Origin of the sequence: Intestinimonas timonensis, assembly GCF_900626145.1 — a bacterium.
Classification (GTDB): domain Bacteria; phylum Bacillota; class Clostridia; order Oscillospirales; family Oscillospiraceae; genus Intestinimonas; species Intestinimonas aquisgranensis.
Map to the genome: position 1 here is coordinate 875,448 of NZ_LR130817.1, position 16,911 is coordinate 892,358.

At 62.9% G+C, this 16,911-nt stretch carries 21 protein-coding genes; all 21 read left to right on the top strand.

Annotated features, from left to right (window positions below; translation table 11 throughout):
• Nucleotides 1-2 precede the first annotated feature (2 nt).
• Nucleotides 3-1,604: an ABC transporter substrate-binding protein gene (locus E0E29_RS10945; protein ID WP_242622467.1), complete on the top strand. Its 1,602-nt coding sequence runs from the start codon at nucleotides 3-5 to the stop codon at nucleotides 1,602-1,604.
• Between the two features lie 95 nt (nucleotides 1,605-1,699).
• On the top strand, nucleotides 1,700-2,656 hold the full coding sequence (locus E0E29_RS10950) for an ABC transporter permease (RefSeq protein ID WP_130849882.1): 957 nt from the start codon (nucleotides 1,700-1,702) through the stop codon (nucleotides 2,654-2,656).
• A 4-nt stretch (nucleotides 2,657-2,660) separates the two neighbouring features.
• Complete coding sequence (locus E0E29_RS10955; RefSeq protein WP_242622468.1) at nucleotides 2,661-3,500, top strand: ABC transporter permease; 840 nt, start codon at nucleotides 2,661-2,663, stop codon at nucleotides 3,498-3,500.
• Between the two features lie 140 nt (nucleotides 3,501-3,640).
• Nucleotides 3,641-4,585 carry a stage III sporulation protein AB gene (locus E0E29_RS10960; protein WP_242622469.1) on the top strand — a complete coding sequence of 315 codons (945 nt, stop codon included), beginning with the start codon at nucleotides 3,641-3,643 and terminating at the stop codon, nucleotides 4,583-4,585.
• Nucleotides 4,579-5,094 (top strand): stage III sporulation protein AB, encoded by a 516-nt coding sequence (locus E0E29_RS10965; protein ID WP_130849884.1) that lies wholly within the window; start codon nucleotides 4,579-4,581, stop codon nucleotides 5,092-5,094. Before E0E29_RS10960 ends, E0E29_RS10965 begins: the two co-directional genes overlap by 7 nt.
• A 46-nt stretch (nucleotides 5,095-5,140) precedes the next feature.
• On the top strand, nucleotides 5,141-5,335 hold the full coding sequence (gene spoIIIAC, locus E0E29_RS10970; protein WP_130849885.1) for a stage III sporulation protein AC: 195 nt from the start codon (nucleotides 5,141-5,143) through the stop codon (nucleotides 5,333-5,335).
• Between the two features lie 6 nt (nucleotides 5,336-5,341).
• Nucleotides 5,342-5,728, top strand: coding sequence for a SpoIIIAC/SpoIIIAD family protein (locus E0E29_RS10975; protein WP_130849886.1), 387 nt, complete (start codon nucleotides 5,342-5,344; stop codon nucleotides 5,726-5,728).
• 18 nt (nucleotides 5,729-5,746) lie between these two features.
• Nucleotides 5,747-6,844 carry a stage III sporulation protein AE gene (locus E0E29_RS10980; RefSeq protein WP_242622470.1) on the top strand — a complete coding sequence of 366 codons (1,098 nt, stop codon included), beginning with the start codon at nucleotides 5,747-5,749 and terminating at the stop codon, nucleotides 6,842-6,844.
• A complete protein-coding gene (locus E0E29_RS10985; protein WP_130849887.1) occupies nucleotides 6,841-7,332 on the top strand; it encodes a stage III sporulation protein AF in 492 nt (163 codons plus the stop codon). Before E0E29_RS10980 ends, E0E29_RS10985 begins: the two co-directional genes overlap by 4 nt.
• Complete coding sequence (locus tag E0E29_RS10990; protein ID WP_242622471.1) at nucleotides 7,329-7,862, top strand: stage III sporulation protein AG; 534 nt, start codon at nucleotides 7,329-7,331, stop codon at nucleotides 7,860-7,862. The genes E0E29_RS10985 and E0E29_RS10990 overlap by 4 nt, the downstream gene beginning before the upstream one ends.
• A gap of 15 nt (nucleotides 7,863-7,877) precedes the next feature.
• Nucleotides 7,878-8,468 carry a SpoIIIAH-like family protein gene (locus tag E0E29_RS10995; protein ID WP_130849888.1) on the top strand — a complete coding sequence of 197 codons (591 nt, stop codon included), beginning with the start codon at nucleotides 7,878-7,880 and terminating at the stop codon, nucleotides 8,466-8,468.
• A gap of 107 nt (nucleotides 8,469-8,575) precedes the next feature.
• Nucleotides 8,576-8,962, top strand: a complete 387-nt coding sequence (locus E0E29_RS11000) for an Asp23/Gls24 family envelope stress response protein (RefSeq protein WP_130849889.1) — start codon at nucleotides 8,576-8,578, stop codon at nucleotides 8,960-8,962.
• Nucleotides 8,963-9,129: 167 nt separating this feature from the next.
• Nucleotides 9,130-9,624, top strand: a complete 495-nt coding sequence (gene nusB / locus E0E29_RS11005; RefSeq protein WP_130849890.1) for a transcription antitermination factor NusB — start codon at nucleotides 9,130-9,132, stop codon at nucleotides 9,622-9,624.
• Nucleotides 9,621-10,559, top strand: a complete 939-nt coding sequence (locus E0E29_RS11010; protein ID WP_130849891.1) for a Kae1-like domain-containing protein — start codon at nucleotides 9,621-9,623, stop codon at nucleotides 10,557-10,559. The genes nusB and E0E29_RS11010 overlap by 4 nt, the downstream gene beginning before the upstream one ends.
• Entirely contained in the window at nucleotides 10,556-11,767 is a 1,212-nt protein-coding gene (gene xseA / locus E0E29_RS11015; RefSeq protein ID WP_130849892.1) for an exodeoxyribonuclease VII large subunit, read from the top strand. The genes E0E29_RS11010 and xseA overlap by 4 nt, the downstream gene beginning before the upstream one ends.
• The gene (gene xseB, locus E0E29_RS11020; RefSeq protein ID WP_130849893.1) at nucleotides 11,767-12,003 is read left to right on the top strand and encodes an exodeoxyribonuclease VII small subunit; all 237 of its coding nucleotides are present in this window, start codon (nucleotides 11,767-11,769) and stop codon (nucleotides 12,001-12,003) included. The genes xseA and xseB overlap by 1 nt, the downstream gene beginning before the upstream one ends.
• Before the next feature lie 4 nt (nucleotides 12,004-12,007).
• Nucleotides 12,008-12,892: a polyprenyl synthetase family protein gene (locus tag E0E29_RS11025; RefSeq protein WP_130849894.1), complete on the top strand. Its 885-nt coding sequence runs from the start codon at nucleotides 12,008-12,010 to the stop codon at nucleotides 12,890-12,892.
• Between the two features lie 4 nt (nucleotides 12,893-12,896).
• On the top strand, nucleotides 12,897-13,361 hold the full coding sequence (locus E0E29_RS11030) for a divergent PAP2 family protein (RefSeq protein WP_242622472.1): 465 nt from the start codon (nucleotides 12,897-12,899) through the stop codon (nucleotides 13,359-13,361).
• Between the two features lie 33 nt (nucleotides 13,362-13,394).
• Complete coding sequence (gene dxs / locus E0E29_RS11035) at nucleotides 13,395-15,242, top strand: 1-deoxy-D-xylulose-5-phosphate synthase (protein ID WP_130849895.1); 1,848 nt, start codon at nucleotides 13,395-13,397, stop codon at nucleotides 15,240-15,242.
• On the top strand, nucleotides 15,235-16,047 hold the full coding sequence (locus E0E29_RS11040; protein ID WP_130849896.1) for a TlyA family RNA methyltransferase: 813 nt from the start codon (nucleotides 15,235-15,237) through the stop codon (nucleotides 16,045-16,047). Before dxs ends, E0E29_RS11040 begins: the two co-directional genes overlap by 8 nt.
• Nucleotides 16,044-16,910 (top strand): NAD(+)/NADH kinase, encoded by an 867-nt coding sequence (locus E0E29_RS11045; RefSeq protein WP_130849897.1) that lies wholly within the window; start codon nucleotides 16,044-16,046, stop codon nucleotides 16,908-16,910. Before E0E29_RS11040 ends, E0E29_RS11045 begins: the two co-directional genes overlap by 4 nt.
• Nucleotide 16,911 lies beyond the last annotated feature (1 nt).

Genomic DNA, 16,911 nt, shown 5'->3' on the forward strand with positions numbered 1-16,911 from the left:
ATTTGAAAAGACTGCTCTCTCTGGTTCTGGCTCTGGCCTTGACCCTCGCTCTGGCCGCATGCGGCGGCGGAACATCTGAGGCAGGCACTGTTCCCACCGAAAGTGGTGCTGGAGCGGTGACCATCCACTACGGCATCTCCAACGCCTGGGACGCCCTGATGCCCTACAACAGTGTTTCGGGCAGCAACTATGCCCGGATGGTCTATGACAAGATCTATGACCGACTGGCCTATGTCCACGCGGACGGCACCCTGTCTCCCAGAGCGGCCAAGAGCTGGGAGGGAAGCGAGGATGGCTATACCGCACTCTTCCACTTGGACGAGAAGGCCGCTTTCCACGACGGAACGCCGGTGACAGCGGAGCACTGGGTGGAAACCTTTACCCTTATGACTGATCCCACCTGTCCGGTGCTGGGCCGGGGGAACTTCTCTGTGTTCACCGGGACCGACCAGGATGGCTGCCGGGTGGAGGGGGAGACCTTCGGAGTGGAGGCGACAGACGACTACACCCTGAAGCTCACCTTTAAGAGTCCCACCACGCCGGAGGACTTTTTGCTGGACAAGAACCGGGAGTTTTATGTTCTGCCCACCCACCTGCTGGAGAGGGCCGATCCGGCAACGCTCATGGAATTGGACCTCTGGAAGGCGCCAGTAGGCTCCGGGCCCTGCAAATTCGTGGAAGAGCTGCCCGGCAGCCAGCTTACGCTGGAGGCCAACAAGGACTACCAGCTGGGCGCTCCTGGCTTTGACTATCTGGTCATGACGGTGATGGATAAATCCAATCTCCTCACCGCTCTCATCGCCGGTGATCTGGATTATTATGCCATCGGTGGCAGCTTGTCCGCCGAGGATGCTCCCTTGGCGGAGAGCAGCGGTGTGACGGTACTGGAGGGGACGGTGCCCAATACCTTCTTTGAGCTCATGCTCAACGGAGACAGCATCCACGACGCCCGGGTCCGCCGGGCCATCGAGCTTGCCCTGGACAAGGAGCTGCTGTGCGAGCAGTCCACCCATGGCCTGGGCACGGTGGCAGGGAGCAGCATCAGCCCCGAGAGCCCCTATGCCGGCGCCGCCGTGCCGGCGGGGGAGCGGGACGTGGAGGCGGCCAAAGCCCTGCTGACCGAGGCCGGATACGACGGGCGGAGCTATACCCTGGTGTGCACCTCCAACCGCTCCGGTCTGGCCGCCCTCATGCAGCAGAATCTGGCGGAGGCCGGGATCAATGTCACCATCGAGACGGTGGACTCGGCGGCCATGTTTGCCGGTATGTCCGACGGTACCTACGATATGGGCATTGCCAGCCACACCCCGGGCGCGCTGCCCCTGTGGTTCACCGAGAGCCGCCTGTCCGCCACAAACAACATCTTCCATGTGGCCGACCTGGCGCCCTATACCGACCGCGTCCAGGCCATCCGGGCGGAAACCGATCCGGATGCACGGCTGGCACTGGTGGCCGAGCTGGATGAATACTTGGCTCAGGAGCGTCCCTTTATCCCCCTGTGGTTTGGGACCGCCCTCCACGCCCAGTCGCCCACAGTGGCCAACATCGACTACCCCTCCGCCAGCTTTTCCAATGAGAATGTGTGGGAATGGGTAAAGGAATAAACATTTACAGCTTATAAAGAGAGACCTCCGTAAGGGGACCCCGGTTCCGGGGTCCCCTGTGCCCTGACCGGGCCGGAAGTGCAGGAGGAAACGCAATGGCACAGTATATCCGCAGGCGGCTCATCACCGCCATCCCAGTTTTCTTTGGGATCACCATCCTGGTTTTTCTGCTGGTGGATCTTGCCCCGGGGGACCTGACGGACCTCATGGGGGAGGGCACGTCCAGCACCACGGAACAGACGGCCATGGAGGCCGCTTTTGGACTGGATCAGCCCCTGCCGGCCCGGTATGTCACGTGGCTGGCGGGGCTTTTCCACGGCGATCTGGGGCGCTCCTACCACTATGGTCAGGATGTGTCCGACCTCATCGCCCAGCGGTTGGGGCCCTCTCTCATCCTGACCGGCACCGGCGTGTTGTTGGCAGTGGCCATCGCCGTCCCATTTGGGGTGATGGCGGCCTGGAAACCCAAAGGGCTTTGGGACCGCTTGGCTCATCTCTTCACCATCTCCGGCTCGGCGGTGCCGGGCTTTTTCCTGGCTCTGGTGGCCATCTTCCTCTTTTCCGTCCAGCTTGGATGGCTGCCCTCCTCCGGTATGTACCGGACGGTGGGCGGAGGAGATCTGCCCGATCTGATCCGGCATCTGATCCTGCCCGCCGGTATCATCGGCGTGAGCAATGTGGGGAGCATTCTCCGTCAGACGCAGAGTGCCTGTCTGGAGGTCATGGGGGAGGACTACATCATGACCGCCCGGGCCAAGGGCCTGCGGGAGGGTGCCGTGGTGGTCCGCCACGCCCTGCGCAGTGCCCTCATTCCGGTGCTCACCAGTATCCTGACCCACATCCCCCACATCATCGGGGGCTCGGTGGTGGTGGAGCGGATTTTCGGCTGGCCCGGCATGGGCAGCCTTATGTTCTCCGCCGTCAGCGGTCGGGACTACAACGTGGTCATGGGCGTCACGGTGGTCATGGCCCTGGCAGTGCTGCTAACCAGCCTGCTGCTGGATGTGGTCTACGGCTTCGTGGACCCGAGGGTGCGCTATGGGGGGCGGTAAGCGAGTGTGGCGCCGCCTGCGGTCGGACCGGCGGGCGGTGGTCTGCATGGTCATTTTGGCCTTAGAGATTCTGGGTGTGCTGCTCCTGCCGCCTCTTCTGGGGCTGGAACCGGATGTCACCGACCGAGCGGCGGGCTTCTGGGCCGCTCCTTCGGCGGAGCACTGGCTGGGCACCGACGATGTGGGTCGGGACGTGCTGGCCAGACTCATCTGTGGTGGACGGATCTCGCTGCTGGTGGGGTTTGCCTCGGCGGCCATCAATTTGGCTGTGGGGGTCCCGCTGGGGCTGTTGGCCGGCTACCGACGGGGAGCGTGGGAGTTCTGGATCATGCGGCTTGCCGATGTGTTCCAGTCCTTTCCCAGTATCGTGCTCATCCTGTGTCTGGTGACCCTGGTGGGGGCGTCGGTGCTCAACCTGGTGCTGGTCATCGGCCTGCTGGGATGGCCGGGTATTGCACGGCTGGTCTACGGCAACGTGCTCTCGGTGCGGGAAAAGGAGTACATCCTGGCCGTCCGGGCTCTGGGGGCAAGGACGGGGACCATTTTAACCCGCAACGTGCTGCCAAACGTGGTGGCGCCAGTATGGGCGGCTTTGGGCCAGCGGGTGGGCCGGGCCATTTTGTCCGAGTCCAGCCTCAGCTTTCTGGGGGTGGGTATCCGGGCGCCCCAGGCCTCCTGGGGCAACCTGATGCAGAGTGCCACCAGCTTGGCCGTTCTCACCGGGCGTCCCTGGGTGTGGCTGCCTCCTGGCATTCTTATTATCCTGACGGTGGTCTGTCTCCAGAGCCTGGGCGATGCCTTGCGGGACGCCATGGACCCCAGATGGGGTGCCAGAGGAAAGTAAATAGGACAGTGGATTTCAAAAGCGTGCGGCTTTCAGCCGCACGCTTTTTGCATCTGAAAAGATTTTGGACGGGCAGTCATAGGCGCGGACGACCCCTCATAGAATGGAACATCTGCAAAGGAGAGGGGTGCTGGAAAGTCATGTTGGTACCCAGAATGGAACCGGCCGCGGAGCGTTTTTCTCAAGTGGCGGCGCTGCTGCCCTGGGAGCTGCGGCAGGGGGCGGAGCGGCTGACGGAAGGGGACAAGGCACGGGCGGAGGAGTTGCGGCTCCGGGCGGGACGTTCCCCCACGGCGGTGCTGCCGGAGGGGGAGATACGTCTGCCGGGCTGTGAGGACCGGCCCGTGGTATGTGAGGACCTCCATATGGTGCTGGAGGTAGCCACACAGGCCTCCACCCACGCTGTGCTGGACAGGGTCCGGGACGGATTTGTGACGGTCCGCGGTGGTCATCGGGTCGGCCTGTGCGGCAGCACGGTGTGTGAAAACGGCGTGATCCGCACCATGGGGACCCTGTCGTCCCTCTCCATCCGGGTGGCCAGAGAGGTGCCTGGCGCTGCGGCGGGGGTGCGTCCCCTGCTGCGGGACGGCGGCAGGGCTGGCGGTACCGTGATCCTGTCCCCGCCGGGAGGCGGCAAGACCACCCTTCTTCGAGATTTGATCCGCCGACTCTCCGACGGCATCGAAGGTCCGCCCCTGCGGGTGGGGGTGGCCGATGAGCGTGGGGAGCTGGCCGCTATGTACGACGGCCTTCCCATGAACGACCTGGGTGCCCATACCGACGTGCTGGACGGCTGCCCCAAGGCCGCCGCCCTGGTGATGCTGCTGCGGGCCATGAATCCCCAGGTGTTGGCGGCGGATGAGGTGGCAGGCCCTGAGGACGCCGCTGCTCTGGAGGAGGCGGCGGGCTGCGGGGTGGCTTTGCTGTGCACCGCTCATGCCGCCAGTGCGGAGGACCTCCTTCGGCGCCCTGTATTCCGGCGGCTGGTCCATCGGGGTGTTCTTTCCCAGACGGTGGTGCTGACGGGGCGGGGCAGGGAACGTAGCTGGACCCTGGTGCCGTTGGAGGGGGGAGGACCGTGCTGAAGCTGGTGGGTGCCCTGCTGCTGACGGCGGGGGCGTCCGCTCTGGGACTGTGTGCCGCCGGACAGCTGCGCGACCGGGTGAAGACCCTGCGTTCCCTGGTGGGCGGCCTGGAGGTCCTGGGCCGGGAACTCTCTTTTCGGCGCACTGCCATGCCGGAGCTTATGGAGCGGACGGCCCGACAGGCCGGAGCACCGGCCCGCTACCTCTTTGCCCGCTGCCGGGACCATTTGGAGGAGCTGGGAGAGCGGACCTTTGGGCAGATCTGGACCCAGGCGGTGGAAGAGGAGCCAGAACTGCTGCTGGCGGAGCCGGAGCGGGCCATATTACGGGAGCTGGGCCAAGTGCTTGGACGATACGATGCCGACGATCAGCTGGCGGCCCTGGAACGTGCGGAACGGGAGCTCACCGCCTGCCTGGCACGGGCCGAGGAGGACCGGCGGCGGCTGAGCAGGGTCTACACCGCCCTGGGGGTGGGATCCGGGGCCATGCTGGCTATTTTGCTGCTTTGATGGGCGGCGCACTATCACGATATAGGAGCGGGGAAGTGGAAGGACCATGAATGTTGACCTCATTTTCAAGATTGCCGCCATCGGCATCCTGGTGTCCGTGCTCAATCAGGTGCTCATTCGGTCTGGACGGGATGAGCAGGCTACCATGACCACTCTGGCGGGGCTGGTGGTGGTACTAATGATGGTGGTCCAGGAGATCAGCGACCTCTTCACGCTGGTCAAGGACCTCTTCGGGCTGTGATCAGTTATGCCGGATATGCTGAGACTGGCCGCCATCGCGGTGACAGCAGCCCTGTGCGCCGCGGTGGTCCGCAAGGGGGCGGCCGAACTGGGACTGGTGCTGGCCATGGTGGCGGGTGCCATTCTGCTCAGCGCCTCCCTGGACGCGCTCTCGGCGGTGCGGGACCTCATGGACCTGCTCTCCGATACGGCGGGTCTCTCCCCGGCGGTGGTGGCACCGGTGGTCAAGACCACCGGTATTGCCATCCTTACGAGGCTTGCGGCGGAGCTGTGCCGGGATGCCAAGGAGAGCGGTATCGCCGCCTTTGTAGAGACGGCGGGGGCGGCCTGTGCCCTGTGTGCCGCACTGCCTCTGCTGGAGACAGTGCTTACCATGGTGACAGGACTGCTGTGAAAAAGGACGTGGATGGAAATGAAACGGATGTGTATGCTGCTCCTCTGTCTTCTGTTGACCTTCACCGGGGCATCGGCGGCGTCGGAGGAGCTTTTGGCAGAGCAGTCGGAAGCTCTTGGGCTGGATGGGCTCTCGGATGCCGCCGGGGAATATGGGCCTGGGACCGACGTGTCCGGGGTGGACCTGGATGACGGGCTGCAAGGCATTTTGGAGGAGGGACAGGCTGCCGCCGGCGGAGTGATCCGCAAGGCAGCGCGCAGCGGGGTGCTGCTGCTGGCGGTGGTGCTCCTGGCCTCCCTCGCCCAAGGGACCTGGGAGACGGCGGGGGACGGGATCGGCCTTCAGGTGGTGCCCATGGCGGCGGCCGCTGCCATCACGGTCATCGCCGTCAGTGACGCCAATTCCCTCATCGGTATGGGACGGGAGACGTTGGAGCGGATGGAGACCTTTGGGCAGATCCTGCTGCCCACCATGGCCGCGGCCACCGCGCTGGGCGGCTCACCCGGCGGCGCGGCGGCCCGGCAGTTTGCCGCCATGCTCTTTTCCAATCTGCTGCTCACCGTCATCAACGGCTTTCTGCTGCCCTTGACCTACGGTTACATCGCCGCCTGCGCAGCCTGTGCGGCGGTGGGCAACGAGGGCCTTAAGCGCCTGGCCGGGGTGCTGAAGTGGGTGGTGACTATGGTGCTCACCATCTTGCTCCTCACCTATGTGGGCTACCTCACCGTCAGCGGTGTGGTGGCCGGCACCGCCGATGCCGTGGCTGTGAAGGCAGCTCGCTTTACGGTGTCCAGCATGGTGCCGGTGGTGGGGGGCATCCTCTCCGATGCGGCAGAGACTGTGCTGGCCGGGGCGGGCGTGCTGAAAAACGCGGTGGGAGTCTTTGGGATGCTGACCATCTTGTCCATCTGCCTGGTGCCCTTCCTCCAGCTGGGCATCCATTATCTTACCTATAAGCTCACCGGCGCCCTGGCGGCCACCGTAGCCGATGGCAGGGTGGCCGGGCTCATCGACCAGATCGGAAGCGCCTTTGGACTGGTGCTGGGGATGACAGGGGCCTCCGCCCTGCTGCTTCTGGTGTCCATGGTGTCGGCGGTCTCCATGTCGTCGCCATGATGGAACTGCTGCGTCAATGGCTCACCGGGGTCACCTGCGCCGCCATCATTGTCGCTCTGGCGGACAGCCTGATGGCTGGAGGAACAGTGCGGAAGATCGGCCGCCTGGCCGGCGGTCTGCTGCTGCTGGCGGCGGTAGTAAAGCCGGTGCTGGAGGTCGATCTGGTGGTTCTCTCGTCTTCTTCTATCCGTCTGGAGGCGGAGGCAGTCCCCGCGGCGGAGGAGGCAGGGCTGGACATGATGAAATCCATCATAGGAGAGGAGACCGGCGCATATATTCTGGACAAGGCAGAGGAGTTGGGTATTTCATGCCAGGAGGTCCAGGTTACCTGCGCTGTGGAAGAAAACGGTGTGCCTTACCCGGCATCGGTGGTGGTGCGGGGTGATATGACCCAGGAGGAACAGGCCCTGCTGTCCCGGCGGATCGAGGCCGATCTGGCCATCCCAGCGGAGCGGCAGACCTATGAGAGCGGAGGCGAGGAAGAATGATGGGGGCGGAACGAGCCGCCGCGGCGGTCAAAAAGCTGACAACTGCCCTGGAGAAGTATAAGTTCATTTTGTTGGTGCTGGCAGCGGGACTGCTCCTTTTGCTGCTGCCGACCTCACCGGGAGGAGGAGCGCAGAGCGCCACTACAGAATCCGGAAGCGTGGCGGAGTTCGCCTTCTCCGTCGACGAGCTGGAGGAGAAGCTGGAGGCGACCCTCTCGAAGATCGACGGAGCGGGGGAGGTGACGGTGGCCCTCACGCTCCGCACAGGTGCCAGGCAGGTCCTGGCCCAGGATGTGGCGGTGTCGGATCGGGATGGGGACAGCTCAGAGGAGCGGACCACGGTGGTGATCTCCGGCGGATCCGGACGGGAGGAGGCGGTGGCGCTTCAACAGCTGGCACCTCAGTTTCAGGGAGCGGTAGTGGTCTGCCCCGGCGGGGACGATCCCACGGTACAGCTGCGGCTGGCAGAGGCGGTGTCCGACCTCACTGGTCTGGGCGCTGATAAGATCTCGATCTGTAAAGGTAAGTAAGGAGGAAACATTAGAATGAAACTTTGGAAACGGAACGCAGTGGTGGCCGCCATCGTACTCTTTGTGTGTGCCGCGGTCTATCTGAACTGGTCTTACAGCCAGGAGGGCATGGAGGGCTCCACCGACACAGGAAAGGTGCTGGGGGAGGCGGCCCTTGTAGGCGGACAGGCGGAGGACCCGCTGCTCTCGGAGACGGCGCCGGTGTCCACTGTATCCGGCGATGAGGAGGCAACGGCGTCTGGGGAGAGCTCCAGCAGCTACTTTGACAGCGCCCGGCTCAACCGGCAGCAGGCCAGGGACAGCGCCCTGTCGCTCCTCCAGGAGGCGGCGGCCGATGAGAAGGCCGACCAGGCTTCAGTGGATCAGGCCAATGAGGCCATCCAGTCCATGGCTGCCTTCACCCTAGCTGAGGCCAACATCGAGAATCTGGTCACCGCCAAAGGGTATGCCGACTGTGTGGCCTTCCTCAGCGAGGACAGCATCAGCGTGGTGGTCTCCAACAACGCACAGCCCCTCTCCCAGACGGACACAGCCAAGATCAGCGAGATCGTCATGGAGGAGACCGGACTCTCTGCCAGCCAGATCAAGATCATAGAAGCGAGCTGAGTGAAAAGGGCGGATGCGCAGGCATCCGCCCTTTTCTAAAAATCAGATTGTAAATCCGGGACCGTTGTGGTAAAATACACTCAAACCATAAAAGGAGCGTGACCACTGTGGGAGAAGGTAAGGAATATGTTTCCCGGTCCGACGAGCTGGGAAGTATCCATATATCGGAAGAAGTCCTGGCGGTGATCGCTGCCGCCGCCGTCCTGGAGGTGGAGGGCATCGGGGGCCTGGCTGCCAATCTGGGTACCGATCTGGCTGAGCTTCTGGGCAAGAAGAACCTGAGCCGCGGCATTCATATCCAGGTGGAGGATGGGAATGTTACCGTTGATCTGAGTATCCTGGTGAAGTACGGCTACACCATCCCCGACGTGGCCCGGGCGGTGCAGGAGGCAGTCGCCGGAAGCGTCGAAGCTACAAGCGGCCTGACGGTCGCCGCTGTCAACGTGAATGTGGGCGGCGTGGTCTTTGAGAAAGAGCCGAAAAAGGCTCCGTAAATTGTATTGCCCTCAAAGAGCATTGAGCCATCATCCGGTATGCGCTCAATGCTCTTTTTGCCGTTTTAGACCGGAAATTAGGGGTTTATTTTCCGTAGAAAACTGTATATAATGAATATGCATCATATACATCAGAATCAGAAAGAGAATTTTGGGAGGAACCGACCATGATCAGGAGCAACGCCCGGGAGATCGCAGTCCATCTGGCCTTTGCGCTGGGCTTTTCCAACGAGAGCGCAGACGAGCTGCTCAAAGAATCTCTGACCCGAGAGAACTTCCAGCAGCTCAGTGAGGAGGATCCTCTTTACCAGGAGTTCCCCAATGAGAAGCAGCGCCAGTACATCCAGACCCTGGTGAAGGGGGTCTATGAGCATGGCGCAGAGCTGGACGGCTACATTTCCAAGTACGCCATCGGCTGGTCCTTTTCCCGGATCTCCCGCATGGCGGCTACGGTGATGCGGGTGGCCATGTATGAGATCCTCTACATGCCCGACATTCCCCCGGCGGCGGCCATCAATGAGGCCGTTGATCTCTCCAAACACTATGAGACTCAGGAGACCGCCTCCTTCATCAACGGTATCCTGGGTGCCTTTGTCCGTGGCGAACTGCCTCCGGAGCGGGCTGCTGCTCCGGCTCAGCCGCAGACGGAGGACGAGCAGTGACTGCGAAGCGCTGCCTGGGGCTGGACACCAGCAACTACACCACCTCTACGGCCCTCTTTGACGGCGCGGACGGCTACCAGCTTGGACGTCTGCTGGATGTGGAGTCAGGGAGCCTGGGCCTCCGTCAGAGTGACGCTCTCTTCCAGCATGTAAAACGTCTGCCTGAGCTCTTCGACCGACTCCGGTCAGAGGACCGGCTGGAGGGGATTGCCGCCGTGGGGGCCAGCATCAAGCCCAGATGGGTGGAGGGCTCCTATATGCCCTGTTTCCTGGCGGGAGAGACTGCCGGACGCATCCTGGCGGACACCCTTGGGGTGCCCTTCTTTCCCTGCGCCCATCAACAGGGACACATTGCCGCTGTGGCCTGGGGGGCCGGGCGGCTGGAGCTGTTGGACAAGCCTCTGCTGGCCTGGCACCTCTCCGGCGGCACCACCGAGCTGCTGTACGTGGAGCCGGACGGGACCGGGGTTCTGCCCCGGAAGATCGGCGGTACCAGCGACATCTCCGCCGGACAGCTCGTCGACCGCACCGGTGTGGCCCTGGGTCTGGATTTCCCGGCGGGAAAGGCCCTGGATGCCTTGAGCCGGGAGGGAAAGCCAGTTCCTGGTTTTACTGTAAAACTCAATGACCTTACATTCTCGCTCTCCGGTATGGAGAACAAGGTAAAGGACATGGCGGCATCCGGAGCGTCCGCCGCCGATGTGGCCCGGTTCGCCGTGGCCACGGTGGCCAGGACCATCCGCCGGGTCACCGACCGGGCCCTGGAGCAGTACCCCGGTCTGCCGGTGCTATGCTCCGGCGGCGTGGCCTCCAACAGCCTGCTGCGGGAGGCCCTGTCCGACGCCGTTTTTGCCCCGCCGGTCTGCTCCGCCGACAATGCCCTGGGGGTGGCGGTGCTGACTCACCGGGCCCTGACCATGGGAGGCACCAGATGAGCGGTGAGCGTCAGATCTATACCGTCAGCCAGGTCAACGGCTACCTGAAGGAGCTGCTGGACCGGGACGGTTTCCTCAGCGGGGTCTTCGTCCGGGGGGAGATCTCCAACTACAAGACCTATCCCTCCGGACACCACTATTTTTCCATGAAGGATGAGGGGGGCGCCATCCGATGCGTTATGTTCCGCCGGGAGGCTTCCCGCCTGCGTTTCCGACCGGAAAACGGCATGAAGGTCATCGCCTTTGGCCGGGTGGCCGTCTTTCCCCGGGACGGACAGTATCAGCTCTACTGCGCCGAGCTCTCTCCCGACGGGGTGGGAGACCTCCACGTGGCTTTCGAGCAGTGCAAGGAAAAGCTCTACCGGGAGGGGCTCTTTGACCCCGCCCACAAAAAGCCCATGCCCAGATACCCGGAGCGCATCGCCCTGGTGACCTCTCCGGTGGGGGCGGCGGTGCGGGACATGCTCCGCATCCTGAAGGCCCGCTGGCCCGTGGCCGAGGTGCTGCTGCTGCCGGTACGGGTCCAGGGGGCGGAGGCTGCCCGCGAGATCGCCGGCGCCATCCGCTACGCCAGTGCCCACCGGCTGGCCGATATCCTCATCACCGGCCGAGGCGGCGGCTCCATGGAGGACCTGTGGTGCTTCAATGACGAGGGCGTGGCCCGGGCCATCTACGACTGTACCATCCCGGTGATCTCCGCTGTAGGCCACGAACCCGATGTGACCATTGCCGATTTTGTGGCCGACCTGCGGGCGGCCACACCCTCCAATGCCGCTGAGCTGGCTGTCCCCGACCAAAGCGAGGTGGCGGCGGAGCTGGCCCACCGGAGCGAGCGCATGACGGCCCTGCTGGAGAGCAGGCTGGACCGTGGCCGCCGGGATCTGGCCCGACTGGGGGCATGTCGGTCCCTGCGGGACCCCATGGTTGCCATTCAGGACCGGAGGATGCTCCTGGACTACCAAAGCCGTCGGCTGGCTCACGGGCTTACCGGCGCCATGGCCGGCAAACGGGAGCACTTTGCTAGGCTGGCGGCCACCCTGGATGCACTGAGTCCCCTGAAGGTGCTGGGGCGGGGCTACAGCTTGGCCAGAACCGAGGCGGGGGAGATCTTATCCTCCGTGGACCAGGTCCAGGAAGAAGACAGTTTCACCCTGCGTCTCTCCGACGGCACACTGGACTGCCGCGTGGAGGGGAAGAGGAGGCAGTAATGGCAGAAAAAAAGAAGACCTTTGAGGAGGCCATGTCTCGATTGGACGAGATCGTGACCCGTCTGGAGAAAGGGGACACGCCTCTGGAGGAGTCCCTGAAGCTCTTCGAGGAGGGGACCAAGCTCATGAAGCAGTGCTCCGGTCTGCTGGATAAAGCCGAGCAGAAGGTGCAGCAGCTTACAGCCGGTGCCGATGGGGCGCCTGTTGAGGTGCCCTTTATGACGGAGGGGGAGTGAGTCTATGGAGGAGAAAGCCCGCCTGAGGGAGATCCAGGGCCAGGTGGAGACCGCCCTTCGGACTTGCTTCCGGGGCCGTGAGCCCAGAGGGGACATCTATGACGCAATGGAATACAGTCTCCTGGCCGGAGGAAAGCGGATCCGGCCGGTACTTACCTTGGAGACCTGCCGCATGTGCGGCGGTGATCCGGCGCTGGCCATGCCCTTCGCCTGCGCGGTGGAAATGGTCCACACCTACTCATTGATCCACGATGATCTGCCCTGCATGGATAACGACGATCTGCGCCGGGGCAAGCCCACCAACCACAAGATTTATGGTGAGGCCACCGCTGTGCTGGCGGGGGACGGGCTGCTGACCGCTGCCTTTGAGACTGCCCTGGCGGCAGATGAACAGCTGCCGCCCCAGCGGGTGGTGGAGGCCGCCGCCTGTCTGGCCCGTGCGGCGGGTGCCCAAGGTATGGTAGGTGGACAGGTGCTGGATATGGCCGCGGAGGGGAGGGCTGTATCCCGCAGCGATGTGGAGCAGCTCCAAAAGCTGAAGACAGGCGCTCTCCTCAGCGCCGCTGCCGAGATGGGCTGCATTGTGGCCGGCGGGTCGGAGGAGGAGAAAAAGGCGGTCCGCCGCTATGCCCAGAAGCTGGGGCTGGCCTTCCAGGTCCGGGACGACATGCTGGATGTGGAAGGGGATCAGGCCACGCTGGGCAAGCCGGTGGGCTCCGATCAGGCCAATGAGAAAACCACCTTTGTGACCCTGTTGGGGATCGACGGCTGCCGGTCCCTCGTAGAAAAACTGACCGAAGAGGCGGTGGAAGCCCTGTCGCCCTTTGGGGAGGAGAAAGCGGGCTTCCTTTGCTGGCTCGCCCGAGAGCTGGCCGGACGGGAGAACTGATAGCATGGAATACGATCTGTTTGAGCGCCGTATGGGGATTTGGATCCTGGTGCTGGCAGTGATCGCCTGGGCGGCTGCCCAGCTCATCAAGCTGCTGCTGACCTATTGCAGGGAGCGCCGGTTGGATCTGGACCGGGCTTTGGGGAGCGGCGGCATGCCCAGCTCCCATTCTGCCTTCGTCTGTGCCTGTGCCAGCGCCACCGGCCGGCTGTGCGGGTGGTCATCGGCACTCTTCGCCATCACCGCGGTGATCGCCATCGTGGTGATGTACGACGCTGCCAACATCCGCCACGCGGCGGGTGAGCACGCGAAGATCCTCAATTACCTGATGGACCAGTGGGCGCAGGAGGGCCATACGCCCTTTGGAACACGGCTCAAGGAGCTGCTGGGCCACACACCGATCCAGGTGTTGGCCGGTGCGGCGCTGGGCATTGTGATCGGCCTGCTGGGTGCATACTTTGTGACATGATTCCGGTCTGTCTGCCGGGAGGGATGGTTTGCTTTGATAGAGTTCGATGAGATTCCGGATCTGAAAACGATAACGGATGGCGAGGCAGAGGCGCTTTGTGCCCGCCTGCGCTCCAGCGTGGTGGATATGGTGTCCCGAACCGGCGGCCATCTGGCCTCCAACCTGGGAGTTGTGGAGCTTACCGTGGCCCTTCACCGGGTCTTTGACACAGGGCGAGATCGATTGGTCTTCGATGTGGGCCACCAGTGCTATATCCACAAGATCCTCACCAGACGGGGGAGCGCCATGGATACCCTGCGCTCCTTTGGCGGCATCTCCGGCTTCCCAAAGCCAAAGGAGAGCGTACACGACGCCTTTATCGCCGGTCATGCCTCCAACTCGGTGTCCGTAGCGCTTGGCATGGCCCGGGCACGGACCCTGCTGGGGGAGGACTACCATGTCATAGCTCTCATTGGTGACGGTGCCCTTACCGGCGGCCTGGCCTATGAGGGACTGTCCAATGCCGGACTCAGCCGGGAGCCTCTGCTGGTCATCCTCAATGACAACGGCATGTCTATCACCAAAAATGTGGGTGGCGTGGCCCAACACTTGGCCCATCAGCGACTCAAACCGCAATATCTGCGTTTCAAAAAGGGCTACCGCAAGGTAATGTCGGTCCTGCCGGGCGGCAAGACCTTTTACCGGGTGACCCACAAGGTGAAAACGGCGGTGAAGGAGACCCTGCTCCCGTGCAGCATGTTTGAGGACATGGGCTTCACTTACCTGGGACCGGTGGATGGAAACGACGTTCGGGGGCTGACTCGACTTCTCCGCTATGCCAAGGACATATCAGGTCCAGTCCTGCTCCACATCAGGACTGTAAAGGGGAAAGGCTATCCGCCTGCAGAACAAAATCCGGACGCTTACCACGGGGTGTCCAAGTTTTGCGTCCAGACCGGTGCGCCCCTGCACGCCTCCGGACCGTCTTATTCCGGCGCCTTTGGGGCGGCGCTCTGTGAGCTGGCGGAGAAAGACCGACGGGTGTGTGCCATCACGGCAGCCATGCGGGATGGAACTGGTCTCAAGCAATTTGAAGCGCAATTTCCGGAACGCTTTTTTGATGTAGGAATCTCCGAGGGCCATGCCGTGGCTATGGCGGCGGGAATGGCCAAACAGGGATGTGTCCCCGTCTTCGCGGTCTATTCCTCCTTCCTCCAGCGCGGCTATGATATGCTCATCCACGATGTGGCACTTCTGGGGCTTCATGTGGTGTTTGGAGTGGACCGGGCTGGCTTGGTAGGGGAGGATGGTGAGACACACCATGGCCTGTTCGATGTGGCTTATCTCTCTACGGTACCGGGCATGAACTTGTATGCGCCGTCCAGCTTTGCCGAGGTGGGCACCATGCTGCGCCATGCTTTGCAGGAGGTGAAGGGACCGGTAGCCCTGCGTTATCCTCGCGGAGGAGAGGGGAGCTACCACGGCGATGCCGGAACCACGCCGTCTTTGATTACCAAAGAGGGACAAGGAGTTACACTTGTCACATATGGAGCGACCTATCCCGATATTCTGGCTGTTGCAGAGCGGCTGGAGGAGGCAGGCTGTCAGCCTGAGGTCATTAAACTGAACCGTCTGTGTCCGCTGGATTTGGAACCCGTGTGCCGTTCCGTGGCGAAGACGGGCCGTCTGTTGGTGGCTGAGGAGGTGATGGCCATGGGTTCCATTGGAGAAAAACTGTGTGCCGGACTGGCCGAGGCCGGCGTTCCTCTGAAGGCGGTGCGGCTATGCACCACCGGACGGGATTTTGTGCCCCAGGGCACCGTGGACCAACTCAGACGCCTGTGCGGGCTGGACAGCGAGTCTCTATACCGGGCGGCGATGGAGGTATGGAAGCATGAGTAAAAAGCGGTTGGACGTCCTGCTGCATGAGCGGGGACTTTCGGAGAGCCGCCAGCGCGCCCAGGCCGATATCATGGGCGGTTGGGTCTATGTGGATGGGCAGCAGGTGCTGAAGGCTGGGACGGCTGTCTCCGAGGATGCCGTCATTGAGGTCCGTGGACAGGCGATCCCCTACGTAAGTCGGGGCGGCCTGAAGTTGGCCAAGGCCATGGACGTCTTTGGCCTGGACCTCACCGGCATGATCTGTGCCGACATCGGCGCCTCCACCGGCGGGTTTTCCGACTGTATGCTCCAGCATGGCGCCTCCAAGGTGTACGCCGTGGATACGGGCTACGGCAAGCTGGCTTGGAAGCTGCGTACCGATGAGCGGGTAGTACCCCTGGAGCGGACCAACGCCCGATACCTCACCCATGAGCAGATCCCGGAGGAGCTGGATCTGGCCAGCGTGGACGTCTCCTTCATCTCCCTTCGGCTCATCCTGCCTGCCCTGCGGGGCATTTTGGCCCCCAATGGTCAGGTGGTCTGTCTGGTAAAGCCACAGTTTGAAGCGGGAAAGGAGAAGGTGGGCAAAAAGGGTGTGGTCCGGGACCCCAAGGTCCATCTGGAGGTGCTGGAGCACTTCTTGACTCACGCTGATGAGGCTGACTTTACTGTAAAGGATATGACCTTTTCACCAATTCGCGGACCGGAAGGTAACATTGAATACCTGGGTCACCTGACGGTGGGGCGGGGGCCGGCCTACACCGGGGATCTGGCCGCTCTGGTGGAACAGTCCCATGCCGAGCTGGAGGGGGGGCGGCATCCGTGAAGGTGGTGCTCAGTCCCAACCCCTACCGAGACCGGGGCCTGAAAGCGGCCCTCCGGGCCCGGGATATCCTCCGTGCCGCCGGGGCGGAGACCGCATTGTGTCTCCCTTTTGCCCTGGAGCAGGGGAGCCACGTGGAACTTCCCAAGGGCCAGGATTATCGGAACATGCAGGAGGAGCTGAAAAACGCCGACCTGCTCCTTTGCTTCGGTGGTGATGGTACCATTCTCCACGCCGCTAAGGATGCCAATGCGCACAATATCCCTATTTTAGGGGTGAATCTGGGCAGTGTGGGCTTTATGGCGGAGCTGGAGCAGGGTGAACTGGACATGCTTGCCCGCCTGCCGGAGCGGAAATTCTCCATTGAGCACCGCATGATGCTGGATGTGACGGTGCGCCGTGGACGGGAGATCCTCTCACGGGACGTGGCCCTCAATGACGCTGTCATTACCAAGGGGGCGGTGGCCCGGGTCATTGACCTCACGCTTCGTGGTGATGGCGTGCCCATATATTCGTTTTCGGGAGATGGCATTATTTTGGCCACGCCCACCGGCTCCACCGCCTACTCTATGTCGGCGGGGGGACCCATCGTAGAGCCAACGGCGGAAAATGTTTTGGTTACGCCGATTTGTGCCCACTCCCTCCAGGCGAAGCCCCTGGTCATGGGACGGGACCGGGTGGTATCTGTTCGAATGGGGAAACTGTCAAGGAAAACTGCTTACCTGTCTGTGGATGGTGGGAGAGCCTTCAAGCTCTGCGGCGGTGACACCGTGGAGGTGCGCCGGTCCCGGAGCGTGACCCGGCTGGTGCGGCTCACCGACCATAGCTTCTATGAGATCATCGATCAAAAATTAGGAAAGGCGTGAT